The following is a 14,685-nucleotide window of genomic DNA, read 5'->3' as shown; positions in this document are numbered from 1 at the left end:
TAATAATGACTTCCTTTTGCAGCCTCACGCGTTTTTCTTTTTATTCGAGAGTTTCAGGCTTTTTATGCAGAGATGTGTGTCGTAATTAAAGTGAGAATTGAAGAATACTTCATGCTATTTGAAACAGGTGAATACCCTCTTTAACAACATCGACAGCAATAACATGCAGCAACTTTCAATGACGCTACACTTGGTGCTTCAACTCATCTTAATGAATCATACTCACTAAAATCCAACGGATTCACATCAGCAGCAAGGGGTTGATAGGCTTGCGTAAATGTCGGTGACATGCGTTTTGGACGACCTGTAGCAATTTCCACACAAGCCCATTGTGTATTGCCCATAAACAGCAGACTTTTATCTTGAGGGCGATAAAACGCATATTGGCGGAATGAATACAACGCATTCAAATCACTTAACCATGTACGCAAAATCAGCTCCTCACCTTCGAGTGCCGCTTTACGATATTGCACATGATGTTCCACCGCCACCATCGCATGTTTTAGTTTTAAGTATTCCAGCACCCCTAAACCTAATGTTTCGATATGTGCCGATGCTACATCCTGCATCCACTGCACATACACCACATTATTTACATGCCCTAAAATATCAATATGTTCTGGCTGTACGGTGATTTTTAAATCAAATATGCTGCTCATGTCATCCTTTTAACTAAAACGGCGATGTCGGTCTAGTCTAACAAAAATACCGAGTTACATAAAAAAAGTCGCTCCAGTTCAAGAGCGACTTTCTTAAAATAAGTGACTATCTAAAGTTTAGCAATATGCTAAATTTAGTTAGATTTACGATTTTATGCCACTTCAACTTATTGAATACGCATGCCAATAATCGCACGTTGCCCTTGACGGATAATCACCACACGCGCAATTGTACCTTGTTTCAAGGTAGATACTGTTTCAACAAATTGGTTGGCATTTTGGATGGTGGTGTTATTCAGTTGCACAATCACATCACCTGGCATAATACGTGCCTGAGCTGCCGAACCACCACGACGCACTTCCTGAATCAGCACACCGCCTTTAATATCTAATTGGCGTTGTTCTGCAACGCTTAAATCACGAATCGACACCCCTAAAACAGGGCCTTTGGCTGCTGTGTCAGGGTTGTTTTTGGCAGGCGTGTCGTCAGGTGCTGTGCTCACCGTAGCGGTAATATTACGGCGTTTATCATCGCGTAATACTTCAAGCTGAATACTTTGATTTGGCACTGAACGGTTTAAATAGTTCAACAATTCAGACGTTCTGGAAATAGGTGTGCCGTTGTATTTAAGAATCACATCGCCCGCGCGCAAACCTGCACGTGCCGCAGGTGAGTTTGGTGCAACTTGAGTAATTAATGAACCTTCAGGCTTACTGAGTTTATAAGATTCTGCCAAATTGCGGTCAATATCTTGCAAACTCACCCCTAAATAAGAACGAGTCACTTTACCGTTACGCTTTAACTGATCGGCAACATCCATGGCAACATCAATAGGAATGGAGAATGACAAGCCCATATAACCACCCGTACCACTAAAAATACGGGAGTTCACGCCGACCACTTCACCGCGCTGGTTAAATAGTGGCCCGCCTGAGTTACCTGGGTTAAGCGCCACATCGGTCTGAATAAATGGCACTGAAGTTTCACCCATCATATTACGCATTTTGGCACTCACGATTCCTGCCGATGCAGAATAGTCAAAGCCAAATGGTGAACCAATCGCAAGTACAGGCTCACCTACACGTAATTGATCGACATTGCCTGTACGCAGTTCTGGATAACTGCTGCCCTGCACTTTTAATAACGCGACATCGGTACGTTCATCACTACCCACGACAGTTGCATCAAGTTCACGGCGGTCATTCAGTACAATGGTAACTTTAGAAGCATCTTCAACAACGTGGTGATTGGTTAAAAGGTATCCATCTTTACTGATAAAAAAGGCACTGCCGTAACCTGTTTTTTCTTGTGGAATTTGCTGTTGAGGAATAATCACTTGATTGCCAAAAAAACGGCGTAAAATTTCTGGAACCTGTTGTTGTAAGAGTTCTTCCTGACTCATTTTTTTGACAACATTGACACTCACCACCGCAGGACTAACCAGCTCAACCAAATTAGAAAAGTCTACTGGTGGTGCTGCTTGAGTCTGCACAGTTGCCATAGTAAAAACAGCCGCATATAAACCTTTTTTTAAGTTGCGATTTTTCATAAATAGCATTCACTCAATAATAATTATGACTTTGAACTCACCTTATTTAGCACAAAATAATAGGCTTTTGCGTAATAAAATGTTGAATCTTTTTCAATTACGGTTTGGCAGGCACTGTGGAGGATAGCTGAGATAGCATCTTATATTTGACCCATCAAAAATGATGCGCCAAAGTGCTATAAATGAAAAGCGTGGAATCGAATCACAATAAAAGTGGGATATTCCATAAAAGTTGCCAGTTTATTCTTTTTTTTCATTATTCAAATCCACTTCGCACTTGCCTTTTTCTGTAAAAAGGGGTGTCATTATCCAACTTTTTTCAAATTAGCTGATGGACATGCCTAATTTAAACACAACACATCAATTTGATGTGATTATTGTGGGAAGTGGTGGTGCAGGTTTGAGTTTAGCGCTCTCATTACCCCAGCATTTCAAAATCGCCGTTTTGGCAAAATCTACCCTAACTGAAGCCAGCACCTTCTATGCGCAAGGTGGTGTTGCTGCAGTCCTTGATGAAACCGACTCAATTGAACAACATATAGATGACACCATGATTGCAGGTGCACATTTATGTGAAATTGACGCCGTAAAACAAACGGTGGAAGGCGGTAAACCTTCGGTAGATTTTCTGCTCAAACATGGTGTGCAGTTTACCTTAGACGAACAAGAGCAATTGCATTTAACCCGTGAAGGTGGCCATTCTCAGCGCCGTATTATTCACGCTGCCGATGCAACAGGTCGTGCAATTTCCACGACTTTGGTGCAACGTGCTCAAGAACAGCAAAACATCACGATATTTGAAAACTATATTGCCATTGACCTGATTACCTCACAAAAGCTTGGTTTAAACGAAGCTAATCGCTCATTGGGCTTATATGCACTAGATGAAAGTACTCAAAAAGTACATACCTTCCTTGCTCCATTTACTGCACTTGCCTGCGGCGGCGCAATGAAAGCCTATCTATATACATCTAACCCAGACATTGCCACAGGTGATGGTATGGCCATGGCATACCGTGCAGGTTGCCGTGTGGCAAATATGGAGTTTAATCAATTCCACCCGACCTGTTTGTATCATCCCCAAGCACGTTCGTTTTTAATTACTGAAGCCATGCGTGGTGAAGGTGCATATTTGCGTTTACCCGATGGTGAGCGTTTTATGCTGCGTTTTGATGAGCGTGCAGAATTGGCGCCACGTGACATTGTAGCACGTGCGATTGACTATGAAATCAAACGCTTAGGTATTCGTCATGTGTGGTTAGACATCACCCATAAACCTGCAGAATTTGTGAAAGAACACTTCCCAACGCTGTATGCACGTTTACTGGAATTGGGCATTGATATCACTACCGATATGATTCCTGTTGTACCTGCTGCCCACTACACTTGTGGCGGAGTAATGGTGGATGAACATAGTCAAACCGATATTGCAGGTTTATATGCGATTGGTGAAACTTCTTATACAGGTTTGCATGGCGCTAACCGTATGGCAAGTAACTCTCTTTTAGAATGTTTTGTCTATGGAATGGCTGCCGCCAAACATATTGAAGCCCATTACACTGCAGATTATAGCTCGCCTGAAGTTCCTGCTTGGGATGATTCGCAAGTGACGAACCCTGACGAAGATGTGGTGATTTTACAAAACTGGGATGAGCTACGTGCAACCATGTGGAACTATGTCGGCATTGTACGCACCACTAAGCGTTTAGAGCGTGCCTTACACCGTATTGAAATGCTAAAACGTGAAATCACCGAGTATTATCAGGACTATCAAGTCAGTAAAAACTTGATTGAGCTGCGTAATTTGGTTCTGGTTTCTGAAATGATTGTGCGCTGTGCCATGCAACGCAAAGAATCACGTGGTTTACACTTCACGCTAGATTATCCAGAGCTTGCGCCTGAATTGCGTAAAACTGTGCTCATTCCACCAAATTTCCAAGTGGAAACTCCATTGGTGAATGAGTGATCTGATTGCTTGTTACACAACAGCATTTGCATAAAAGTATCTGTGAATAAAGTGCATTTGAATTCTAATGCAAGAAAGCACCGAATCGTGTTCCATAACACGATTCGATATTTTATCATTTTGAATATGATGACGTTAACTTACTAAACCTCCCCCCAAGAATTCATCAAGTTGAGTTTTAGATTACGGCTGCAACTTGAGTACCATCTTGAATAAATGCTTCTAAGCGAACTTGACCAGCCAATAGTTGCTGTAATTGGTGGCTAATTATGTACTGCAATTGCTGCCGTGTCTGTTCGTCTATAGGCGCATTTTGCAATTGTTTTGACAAATGCTGTAATGCTGCTTGAGCCCCCAACTGCTGCATTTTAATTGCATACAGATAGCCCAACACCACTCCTTTCTGCACATAATTTGCAGCTAAATCATGCTGCAGATGATAAATCAAAGCACCCATCACCCGTTCATTGGCTGAGAGTTTACGCAAAGGGTCACGTGCCACACGCTGACACGGGTCTTTATAGGCATGTTCACATGAGTCCAGAAAGCTCTGTGCCAGATGCTTTAAGTTTTGCTGACGATGCGGCAACTGTGCAGCTAATCCCAACGCTACTTGTGCCGAAACAGCGCGGGTAAAATCTGCAACCAATGGGTCTGCCATTGCGACACCAATACTGTTATGCCCTATTAAACTGGATAACCAAGCCATCATGGCATGTACACCATTCCATAAACGATTTTTAATGAGTTGGATTTCGGCAATATCATCTACCAAAATCATTTGACGCATGTGTTGCAATAATGGACTGGCATTTTCCACATAAATAGGCATGTCACTTTCAGCATGAAATAAAATTAAATCCATACTTTGCAAAATGTGACTGGGCTGAAAATTGCGTCTTAAATCTTCTACATATAAGGTGGCTTGACGCTCTTGCTCAGGCTGCAATCGAGTATTGTCTTCAATTTCAATTGGCTCTGCTTCGTCATCCAACTGAAATTGCTTAAAAATATTATACTTGATGCGTAATTGGCGATATAAGTTTTGATCGCTTAATTTAGAGACCATTCTATTTACGACAGTATCGCAAAAATAATGCTGCGCCATAATTTTGGCTGCCGTATCGGGATCCAACAACGCCTCTAACGCCTGATGAATATGCGTCATCAAGAGCTGTTTTGCCCCAACTTTATTTAAAATTACCAAAATAGTTAAAGGCTGATGGAGTTCAACTTGCGCTATAAAACGGGCATATAAGCCCTGCGCAATTACTTTAGCCTCTTGCTGTAAAGCATGTTCAGGCAAACATAATGCAATTAGGCTCGACTCCACATACATTTGCTGCGTCTGCTGCAAGTTCTCCGCATCAATGATGTGCATATTTTCAATTCGTTCATCATAAGAACATTGTCCATAACGAATTGAATACGTTCCAAAGGCGTTTACTGCAGAACGATATAAGGTATTCCGTGTAGAAGCATAAATACGTTTAGGACGGGTATAGCCATCCCAGTGCGATAAAATTTGGGCCAAATAGCCCCCACCTATTGCACCAAAACCATGAATCCCCACACTCAACTGATTTAAAGTTTGCGGGAAGGCCTCTTGTAAACTCGGCATTTCCAATACAGGAATAACTTGATTTAAGTCATCTAAATAAGCTTGCATACTTGCGTAATAATGCTGCGTGAGTAACAACATATTAGCATTAGGTTTTTTGATATCCCGAAATAGTATGGTTATGCCACCCGCTGCATGTGCAGATTTGATTCCATTTTCAGAATCTTCCAGCATGAAACATTCGCTGGGTTCTAGATTAATTTTTTGTGCGGCTGTTATAAAAATTTCAGGATGTGGCTTGCCCTGTTGCACCTCATCGCCACAAACTAATACATCAAAAAACTTATAGACATTGGCATTAATCAAATATTCTTCGGCAATGGCACGACGACTAGACGTAGCAACCGCCATTCTCAAGCCAGACTTTCGTAACCGCTCTAATACCTGCAACAAACCTTTTTTAATGGGCACACCAAAATTGCGCACACTTTCTAGTTCTAGTTCATCAGCACGCTGACGGATCTCACGGTAAGGAATGTCTGCACCATATTCTGCTTGAGCCAGTTGTTCAGCGCTCTTTGCACTCAAACCCAAACATTGCATGAGGTATACGTCTGAAAATTCAACGCCAATGAGCTCCTGAGATGCCTGCTTCAATGTTTGAAACCGTAATCGTTCAGTATCAAACATTGTTCCATCCATATCAAAGATTGCTCCATGAACAATATTGTTCTTAAATTTAAGCATTTAGCTCCCTTGTTTTATTACTTACGGGTTGCTAGCTTAGACAAAAGCAGATTTGATCTATATGAAAAACATAAAATGAAATATTTGTGATTATTTTTCAACCAATCAAACCCTGATTTTCATGTGGTATGTGTACATATGTAACCACATGGTAAATATAAGTAACTAAAATTAAGATAAAGCTGACTTTATTCTCAGCCAATCTGTGGAATCGAATACGTCCCTGTGACATGCGCCACGGCATCATCTACACCTTCGGAATATACCCAAACCTCACCGACCACGAGGTTTTTCCCTACTTTCATTAAGCGACATTCACCACGTAAATTACGGCCTGCTGCGGGCTTGCGTAAAAAGTTGATGTTTAAATTACTGGTCACCGCCAAAGCCACCAAACCCAACTCCCCTAAAATGGCGATATAAAGTGCATAGTCTGCAACAGTCATCATAGTCGGCCCTGATACCGTACCACCTGGGCGTAAATCACGTTCATCGATGTGATAATTCACCAATGCCCCACGTGGCGTGATGGACACAATTTCACATTTTTCCAAACTTTGCGGAAACTCAACTTTTAAAAATTCAATAATTTCGTCTTTGGTCATATTTACTATTCGCTATTATTTAAATAAAAAAATCTTCTAAAGCATTTCCACTATAGAAGATTTTTCCATTCAATCAAATGCATAACCATGACCCATTGGCTTGTTATACCTTTGTTTGTTATGCCTTAGCTTGCAAATAGTGCATCGCCTGTGCAAATACTTGATCGGGGCTTTGTGTTGCATCTATGCGTTTCAGCCGCTCAGGATGTCGCTCCCACAAAGTTTGATAGCCACTTCTTACTTTCTCAAAGAAAGCTGCTTTCTCTTGTTCAAAACGATCAAGTTCTCCACGCGCCCGTGCACGGGTCATACCCAGTTCAATCGGTGCATCCAGCCAAAAAGTTAAGTCAGGCATACGTGCAACAAAGTTATTATTTAAAGTCTGCAACTTGCTTTCACTCAAACCACGTCCTGCACACTGATAAGCAAAACTGGCATCGCTAAAACGATCACATAGCACAGTTTTCCCTACAACCAACGCAGGTAAAATCACCTGATCTAAATGCTGGGCACGCGCTGCATACATCAACAATAACTCAGTGTCTGAACACATTTTTTCTTCATGGTTGACCGCGAGCAACAAAGCACGAATTTGCTCTGCCATAGAGGTTCCACCCGGTTCACGGGTTAAAACCACCGACTGACCTTGTGCAGTAAAATAATCATGAATACGGCGAATAAGTGTAGTTTTGCCTACCCCTTCAGTACCTTCAAAACTGATAAACATACTTATTCCCCTGATTTTTTTGTGCGTAGTACGTTTAAATATTCCTGTACGGCACGGTTATGATCTTGCAAATTGGTGCTAAATTTATGCCCACCGTTACCTGTCGCGACAAAATAAATATTGTCAGATTGGTCTGGATGCATAGCCGCTTCAATGGCTTTTTGACTTGGCAAAGCAATTGGTGTTGGCGTTAAGCCACTCATGGTATAGGTGTTGTATGGCGTTGGAGTGCGCAAATCCTGACGGGTGATATTGCCCTGATAACGATCTCCCATACCATAAATCACGGTTGGGTCAGTCTGTAAACGCATACCCAGTTTTAAACGACGTACAAACACACCTGAAACTTGCTCTAATTCCGCATCAACATTGGTTTCTTTTTCAATAATAGATGCCATGATTAAAGCTTCATATTTATTTTTATAGGGCAAATCTGCTGCACGATTATTCCAAGCATCATCCAATGATTTCATTTGACGCTGATACAAATCGGTTAAAATTTTACGGTCAGTTTCACCTTTGGCAAAGAAATAAGTATTCGGCGCAAATAAACCTTCGGGATGTGTAAAAGGAATATTTAAAGCTTTTAGCATTTGATCATATGGCAAATGCGACACTTCTTTGGTGACCAACTCATCTTTCTTTAACGCATCAATCAATTGTTTAAAAGTCGTGCCTTCGATCACCAAAATACGGTTCATTTGTGCATTTTCAGCATTGGCGATCATTTCCATAACCTGACGCACACTCATGCCCTGACGGACTTCATACACGCCTTTTTTCATGCTGTCGTGAATCATCACTCGTTGATAGAGCTTTAAAACAATTGGAAAATTCACATGATCTTGTTCTGCCAAACGATCAATAAAGCGTGAATAGGTATCACCATCATTAATTGCCAATAATTGTTTTTTGCCTTCAACAGGATAATCTTTAAATAAGCTTGACCATAAGATCATGCCAATGACCAAAAACAGTCCGAGTACAAAAATAAGCGCACCCTGAATAGCACGCTTAGACCATATAGGTTTGGTTTTCTTTTTAGATTTTGATGGACGCTTAGACATAAGAATGAATCTGATTCAGTTGAAGTTGCTTAAATAGTTCCACACACGGCTGCACATCTAAAACCTGCTGCCCTAAATGGCTGACAATTTTCATGGGCGTTAAGGCATTACAGAAAAACAGACTTTGAATCTGCGCAATTTCCGAAACATGAATATCACGCTGTTCACAATGCAAATTCTGTTGTTGCATGCGCGATAAAATTTCTGCCCGCATGACACCGTGCACGCCATTATAACCAAGTTGTGGCGTAATCCATGTATTGTTTATACGAATGAAACAATTACTACTCACACCTTCAACCACACTGCCCTGTACATCAGTAACCAAAGCTTCTGTCCAGCCTTTTTGATCGGCTTCTTGTTTGAGCAATACCTGTTCAAGTCGGTTTAGACTTTTCAGCCCAACTAAATTCGGCATGCTTAGTCCAATCGCTTGTGCCAAGATGCCACTTTGAATGATGTCATAATGATATGCCGTATCTAAAGCCGCTTGTACTTGTGGATAGAAAAACACCCAAACATCGGCAGGATGATCAGGCAAGCTGTAGCCACGCTGCCCCACACCACGACTTAAAACAATCTTCAAAGTACCATTTAACTCGCCATGCGCCTGCTTTAAAATTGTCAGCGTTTCAGTGATTAACTCAAGATTGGCATTTAAAGAAAGTTGGCGATTGGCATATTGCAAACGCGCCAAATGGCGGTCAAATAATTCAATTTGATTTTGGCGAAAACGTGCAGTGCTAAAGCATCCATCACCATAATGAAACGCGCGATCTAACACATGAATCTGCTCGGTAGGCTTGGCATTTTTATAACACTGCATGGAAGAAGTACTCGTTATTTATCTCTAAATATAGAAAACAATGAAGAAATTTATATTTATCATTTACTGATATTCACCGCATTTTAAATTATTTTTTCAGCAAATAGACTACCGATATGCTTGCCTCATTCAACAACAGATTTAATACCTGAGGTCAAACATGAACTTTACAAAACTGAAAATTGGACTACTGGCGGCAGTACTTTCGGCAACAACCTTGAGCGTTTCTGCAAAAGACTTTCTGAATGTTTCCTACGATCCAACCCGTGAATTATACGATAACTTTAACTAAGATTTTGGTGCGTACTGGAAAAAAGCCACCGGGCAAAACATTAACTTTAAACAATCACATGGCGGTTCGGGCAAACAGGCACGTGCGGTGATTGATGGTCTAGGTGCCGATGTCGTGACTTTGGCACTGGCTGCCGATATTGATGAAATTGCCAAACGCGGTCTATTACCTAAAGACTGGCAAAAGAAATTTCCGCACAACTCGACCCCTTATACATCCACAATTGTATTTTTAGTGCGTAAAGGCAACCCAAAAGGTATTCGAGATTGGGGCGATTTGGTCAAACCTGGTGTGGAAATCATTACTCCAAATCCAAAAACATCTGGCGGTGCACGCTGGAACTATTTGGCAGCGTGGGCATGGGCAAAACATCAACCTGCGGGCAATGATGCTAAAGCGCAAGAGTTTGTTCGCCAAATTTATAAACAAACCAAAGTATTGGATTCAGGCGCACGTGGCTCAACCACCACTTTTGCAGAACGTGGCATTGGTGATGTTTTGTTAGCTTGGGAAAATGAAGCCTATTTAGCCGTGCGTGAACAACCGGGTAAATTTGAGATCATCACGCCTTCTCTATCTATTTTGGCTGAACCGCCTGTGGCGATTGTAGAGAAAAATGTGCAAAAAGATGGCAATCAACACTTAGCCAAAGCCTATTTAAACTATCTCTATTCGCCTGCGGGTCAAAACATTGCTGCGAAGAATTATTACCGACCACGTAATGCTACGGTGTTGGCACAATATAAGTCGCAATTTAAACCATTGAAGTTGGTGACTATTGATCAAGAGTTTGGTGGATGGAGCAAAGTTCAGAAGCAACACTTTGAAAATGGTGGCATTTTCGACCAGCTTGTCAAAGCCAATCAAACCAAATAATACTGAAAGGCAAATCATACCAAAGCGCTAGCTGAAAACACCCAAATTGAAAAATGCGGGTGTTTTCACAAACGCATTTTTACCTGATTCACATATATCTCTTTTATTCATATAAAATTCATTTTTAATTATTTTTTTTGCATAGAAACTCTAGTTATCCTTGTTGCAGATTATTTAAAACATGAATTTTACAGCATTATCTTACTGAGTTTTGAATCCAAGTGATCACAGCCAAAGCTGAAAATGATGGGTTCAATTCATATTCAAGCGTTATTCAGATCATTATTTCAGGCTGAAATATGCGAAGGAGCATCGACATGATTCATACCGTAATTGTTCCAGGTGTAGGTGGCAGTGAATATGCGCACTGGCAATCTTGGTTACAACGACAACTCATGTCTTGCTCGCGTGTACAACAGTCAGACTGGAATAGCCCAATTTTACAGAACTGGGTTGCTGAATTTGTCAAAACAGTTGCCCCGATCCAGAACGATATTCAAATTGTGGCGCACAGCTTTGGTTGTCTGACCACAGTGGCAGCCTTAGCACAGCAACCTAAATTGCAGGCGAAAATTAAAAATGTGGTTTTGGTTGCACCTGCTAACCCTGCCCGTTTTGGTGAATCTGGTTTTGCACAACACAGCCAAAGCAATTATTCGGCTTATTTTCAGCAACTTAAATTGGCTGTACCGACACGCTTATTGATCAGTGAAAATGACCCGTGGCTAAGTTTTGCAGATGCACAGGCACTTGCCCAAGCATGGCAATTAACACCGATTAATTTAGGACAAGTGGGTCATATTAATGTTGCATCAGGCTTTGGGGCATTTCCTGAAATTTATGATTATTTGATTGCAGAAAATATGCAATCACATATCAGTATTTCTGATAACAACAAGTATTTATTCAAATTTGCAATTTAATCTTCGCAAATTATGCTTGTGCCGAATTTATCTTTTACTTTTATCTGTTTGTTTTCAAACACTCATTCTCTCTTTTGAGGAGTCATCATGTCGCAGCGATCCAAAGTGCTGCCAGGATTTGGTCTTTCTCTAGGCTTTACCCTAGCGTATTTATCCTTAATTGTTCTTATTCCCTTATCGGCTGTATTTATTAAATCGCTGGGTATCGGTTGGGATGGTTTATGGGAAATTTTAAGTTCAGAACGTATCCAAAAATCTTTGCAACTCAGTTTTAGCGCTGCGCTCATTGCAGCCTTTATTAATGTCGTCTTCGGCTTATTATTGGCATGGTGTTTGGTACGATACAGCTTTCCAGGCAAACGTATTATAGATTCTTTGGTCGATTTACCTTTTGCATTGCCTACTGCAGTTGCGGGTATTGCCTTAACTTCTTTATACGCACCGACTGGCTGGATTGGACAATATTTAGAACCATTAGGCATTAAAGTCGCGTATACCCCTATCGGGATTACCCTTGCCCTGATTTTTATTGGTATTCCATTTGTTGTGCGTACCGTGCAACCCGTACTCAGTGACTTAGAAACCGAGTTGGAAGAAGCAGCATCTGCGCTAGGGGCTAACCGCTTTCAAATTGTCACCAAAGTGATTTTCCCTATTTTATTGCCTGCACTGATTACAGGTTTTGCCCTCGCATTTGCGCGTGGCGTGGGTGAATATGGCTCGGTGATTTTCATTGCAGGTAACCAACCATTTAAAACTGAAATTGCACCCTTAATGATTATTTCTCGTTTAGAAGAATATGACTACGCAGGTGCAACCACAATTGCTGTGGTGATGTTGCTGATTTCTTTTGTCATGCTGTTCTTAATTAACTTATTACAAGCATGGGCAAGTCGTCGCACAGGGAGAACTGCACGATGAGTTTAAATACCAACAGCAATGCTTTGGCTGAAAAACTACAATCACGCGATGCAACACGTGAACCGACTTGGGTACGCTATACCCTGATTGCAATTGCCTTCATTTTCTTCTTAAGCTGTCTGATTTTGCCGCTGATTTTGGTTTTTGTAGAAGCGTTTAAACAAGGCATTGGTGTCTATGCCCAAGCATTGGTGCATCCTGACACTTTATCAGCAGTGAAATTAACCTTACTCACTGCAGCCATTGCCGTGCCTTTAAACGTGATATTTGGTATTGCCGCAGCGTGGTCAGTGGCGAAATTCAATTTCCGTGGCAAGTCAATTCTCACCACCTTAATTGATATGCCTTTTTCAGTTTCTCCTGTGATTGCAGGTTTAATGTTAGTCCTGATTTTTGGCACACAAGGCTGGATGGGCGGCTGGTTGATGGAACACGACATCAAAGTTTTATATGCCGTGCCTGCAATTGTGATTGCCACCATCTTCATTACTGTACCTTTTGTGGCGCGTGAATTGATTCCTTTAATGGAAGCGCAAGGCACAGAGGAAGAAGAAGCTGCGATTGTATTAGGTGCATCGGGTTGGCAGACCTTCTGGAAAGTCACTTTGCCAAACATAAAATGGGGGTTAATTTACGGCGTGATTCTGTGTAATGCCCGCGCAATGGGTGAGTTTGGCGCGGTATCTGTGGTATCGGGGCATATTCGCGGAGAAACCAACACCCTACCGCTGCACGTCGAAATTCTCTATAACGAATATACCTTTAGTGCTGCGTTTGCGGTGTCCTCTCTCTTGGCACTTCTCGCGATTGTGACCCTGATTTTAAAAACTTGGGTTGAAATTCGCCAAGAAAAGCAAAACCAACGCAATGAAGATTCAACTGTTTCTTAAGGAATGACCGCATGAGTATTCAAGTTAAAAATATTGAAAAAAATTTTGGTGCATTCCATGCACTTAAAGACATCTCCCTCGATTTTCCAGATGGCCAACTGGTGGCGCTGCTTGGGCCTTCAGGCTGTGGTAAAACCACCTTGTTGCGTATTATTGCAGGATTAGAGTCGGCAGATCGTGGGCAAGTGATATTAGAGGGTCAGGATGCAACCGATGTGCATGTGCGCGAACGTCAAGTTGGATTCGTTTTCCAACACTATGCCCTATTCCGCCACATGACCGTATTTGACAATATCGCATTTGGTTTACGGGTACGTCCACGTGCAACCCGACCTTCAGAAGCCGAGATTAAAAAGCGTGTTATGCGTTTACTCGACTTGGTACAGTTAAGCTTTTTAGCAGACCGTTATCCTGCACAATTATCGGGTGGACAACGTCAACGTATTGCTTTGGCACGTGCCTTAGCGGTAGAACCACGCGTATTGTTATTGGATGAACCTTTTGGTGCGCTTGATGCCAAAGTGCGTAAAGAATTACGTCGTTGGTTAAGAACTTTGCATGATGAATTACACATCACTTCAATTTTCGTGACCCACGATCAGGAAGAAGCACTCGAAGTTGCCGATCAAATTATTGTCATGAACAAAGGTAATGTCGAACAAATTGGTTCACCGCGTGAAGTGTATGAACAGCCTGCAACTCCGTTTGTATTTGACTTCTTAGGTCAAGCCAACCGTTTTGAAGGACAACATCATCAAGGGGTTGTGCAAATTGGTGAAGATCGCGTACAACTTCTCAATCAACCGAATGCACCACAAGGCAAAGTGATTGCATTTGCGCGTCCAGATGAGTTGCATATTCATGCCCAACCACAGGAAAATACCATTCAAGCGACCTTCTTACGTGAGGTTTGGATTGCTGGTAAAGTAGTTGCAGAATTGCAAGATCGCCAAGGGAATTTAATTGAAATTGCACTCACTGCAGATGAAGCGAAACTGCACCAATTCCGCCCAAATCAAACGGTTTGGTTAAGTGTAACCACTTTACATTTATTTGAAAATCAAGTCGCATAAGG

At 41.6% G+C, this 14,685-nt stretch carries 12 protein-coding genes and 1 pseudogene; 6 read left to right on the top strand and 7 right to left on the bottom strand.

The genetic code is table 11. The annotated features are described in order from the left end of the window. Window positions 1-203 precede the first annotated feature (203 nt). Both FTV41_RS04245 and FTV41_RS04240 read right to left on the bottom strand, forming a co-directional pair. Complete coding sequence (locus FTV41_RS04245; protein ID WP_004971726.1) at window positions 204-659, bottom strand: thioesterase family protein; 456 nt, start codon at window positions 657-659, stop codon at window positions 204-206. A 167-nt stretch (window positions 660-826) separates the two neighbouring features. Beyond that, on the bottom strand, window positions 827-2,209 hold the full coding sequence (locus tag FTV41_RS04240; protein WP_096901100.1) for a Do family serine endopeptidase: 1,383 nt from the start codon (window positions 2,207-2,209) through the stop codon (window positions 827-829). Between the two features lie 331 nt (window positions 2,210-2,540). Between FTV41_RS04240 and nadB the strand changes: the two genes are divergently transcribed. Next, complete coding sequence (gene nadB / locus FTV41_RS04235) at window positions 2,541-4,175, top strand: L-aspartate oxidase (protein ID WP_179996180.1); 1,635 nt, start codon at window positions 2,541-2,543, stop codon at window positions 4,173-4,175. A gap of 178 nt (window positions 4,176-4,353) precedes the next feature. On the opposite strand, the gene mtlD is transcribed toward nadB, so the two are convergent. The 5 genes from mtlD to pabC all read right to left on the bottom strand — a co-directional run bounded on the left by mtlD (window position 4,354) and on the right by pabC (window position 9,708). After that, window positions 4,354-6,483, bottom strand: a complete 2,130-nt coding sequence (gene mtlD, locus FTV41_RS04230) for a bifunctional mannitol-1-phosphate dehydrogenase/phosphatase (protein ID WP_179996179.1) — start codon at window positions 6,481-6,483, stop codon at window positions 4,354-4,356. A 194-nt stretch (window positions 6,484-6,677) separates the two neighbouring features. Continuing rightward, window positions 6,678-7,088 carry a PaaI family thioesterase gene (locus FTV41_RS04225; protein WP_096901103.1) on the bottom strand — a complete coding sequence of 137 codons (411 nt, stop codon included), beginning with the start codon at window positions 7,086-7,088 and terminating at the stop codon, window positions 6,678-6,680. A gap of 118 nt (window positions 7,089-7,206) precedes the next feature. Next, the gene (gene tmk / locus FTV41_RS04220) at window positions 7,207-7,815 is read right to left on the bottom strand and encodes a dTMP kinase (RefSeq protein ID WP_179996178.1); all 609 of its coding nucleotides are present in this window, start codon (window positions 7,813-7,815) and stop codon (window positions 7,207-7,209) included. A 2-nt stretch (window positions 7,816-7,817) separates the two neighbouring features. Continuing rightward, a complete protein-coding gene (gene mltG, locus FTV41_RS04215; protein WP_131261158.1) occupies window positions 7,818-8,882 on the bottom strand; it encodes an endolytic transglycosylase MltG in 1,065 nt (354 codons plus the stop codon). Beyond that, window positions 8,875-9,708, bottom strand: a complete 834-nt coding sequence (pabC, locus tag FTV41_RS04210) for an aminodeoxychorismate lyase (protein ID WP_179996177.1) — start codon at window positions 9,706-9,708, stop codon at window positions 8,875-8,877. The genes mltG and pabC overlap by 8 nt, the downstream gene beginning before the upstream one ends. Window positions 9,709-9,868: 160 nt before the next feature. On the opposite strand from pabC, the pseudogene FTV41_RS04205 reads away from it, so the two are divergent. The 5 genes and pseudogenes from FTV41_RS04205 (at window position 9,869) to FTV41_RS04185 (ending at window position 14,683) form a co-directional block, all read left to right on the top strand. Then, window positions 9,869-10,876: pseudogene (locus tag FTV41_RS04205) on the top strand (sulfate ABC transporter substrate-binding protein). A gap of 317 nt (window positions 10,877-11,193) precedes the next feature. Further along, window positions 11,194-11,799: an alpha/beta hydrolase gene (locus FTV41_RS04200; RefSeq protein WP_096901106.1), complete on the top strand. Its 606-nt coding sequence runs from the start codon at window positions 11,194-11,196 to the stop codon at window positions 11,797-11,799. A gap of 87 nt (window positions 11,800-11,886) precedes the next feature. Further along, entirely contained in the window at window positions 11,887-12,720 is an 834-nt protein-coding gene (gene cysT, locus FTV41_RS04195) for a sulfate ABC transporter permease subunit CysT (protein ID WP_004971748.1), read from the top strand. Continuing rightward, the gene (gene cysW / locus FTV41_RS04190; protein WP_104851751.1) at window positions 12,717-13,610 is read left to right on the top strand and encodes a sulfate ABC transporter permease subunit CysW; all 894 of its coding nucleotides are present in this window, start codon (window positions 12,717-12,719) and stop codon (window positions 13,608-13,610) included. Before cysT ends, cysW begins: the two co-directional genes overlap by 4 nt. Window positions 13,611-13,621: 11 nt before the next feature. Beyond that, window positions 13,622-14,683: a sulfate/molybdate ABC transporter ATP-binding protein gene (locus FTV41_RS04185; protein WP_179990088.1), complete on the top strand. Its 1,062-nt coding sequence runs from the start codon at window positions 13,622-13,624 to the stop codon at window positions 14,681-14,683. Window positions 14,684-14,685: the final 2 nt, after the last annotated feature.

Origin of the sequence: Acinetobacter sp. YH16051, assembly GCF_013417135.1 — a bacterium.
Taxonomy (GTDB): domain Bacteria; phylum Pseudomonadota; class Gammaproteobacteria; order Pseudomonadales; family Moraxellaceae; genus Acinetobacter; species Acinetobacter towneri.
The sequence above is the reverse complement of the archived record's forward strand: the minus strand, read 5'-3'. Positions and strand labels throughout refer to the sequence as shown.

Bases quoted from the DNA above. Each gene is read 5' to 3' on its own strand.
- FTV41_RS04245 (WP_004971726.1), bottom strand. From the start codon at position 659: ATGAGCAGCATATTTGATTTAAAAATCACCGTACAGCCAGAACATATT.
- FTV41_RS04240 (WP_096901100.1), bottom strand. From the start codon at position 2,209: ATGAAAAATCGCAACTTAAAAAAAGGTTTATATGCGGCTGTTTTTACT.
- nadB (WP_179996180.1), top strand. From the start codon at position 2,541: ATGGACATGCCTAATTTAAACACAACACATCAATTTGATGTGATTATT.
- mtlD (WP_179996179.1), bottom strand. From the start codon at position 6,483: ATGCTTAAATTTAAGAACAATATTGTTCATGGAGCAATCTTTGATATG.
- FTV41_RS04225 (WP_096901103.1), bottom strand. From the start codon at position 7,088: ATGACCAAAGACGAAATTATTGAATTTTTAAAAGTTGAGTTTCCGCAA.
- tmk (WP_179996178.1), bottom strand. From the start codon at position 7,815: ATGTTTATCAGTTTTGAAGGTACTGAAGGGGTAGGCAAAACTACACTT.
- mltG (WP_131261158.1), bottom strand. From the start codon at position 8,882: ATGTCTAAGCGTCCATCAAAATCTAAAAAGAAAACCAAACCTATATGG.
- pabC (WP_179996177.1), bottom strand. From the start codon at position 9,708: ATGCAGTGTTATAAAAATGCCAAGCCTACCGAGCAGATTCATGTGTTA.
- FTV41_RS04200 (WP_096901106.1), top strand. From the start codon at position 11,194: ATGATTCATACCGTAATTGTTCCAGGTGTAGGTGGCAGTGAATATGCG.
- cysT (WP_004971748.1), top strand. From the start codon at position 11,887: ATGTCGCAGCGATCCAAAGTGCTGCCAGGATTTGGTCTTTCTCTAGGC.
- cysW (WP_104851751.1), top strand. From the start codon at position 12,717: ATGAGTTTAAATACCAACAGCAATGCTTTGGCTGAAAAACTACAATCA.
- FTV41_RS04185 (WP_179990088.1), top strand. From the start codon at position 13,622: ATGAGTATTCAAGTTAAAAATATTGAAAAAAATTTTGGTGCATTCCAT.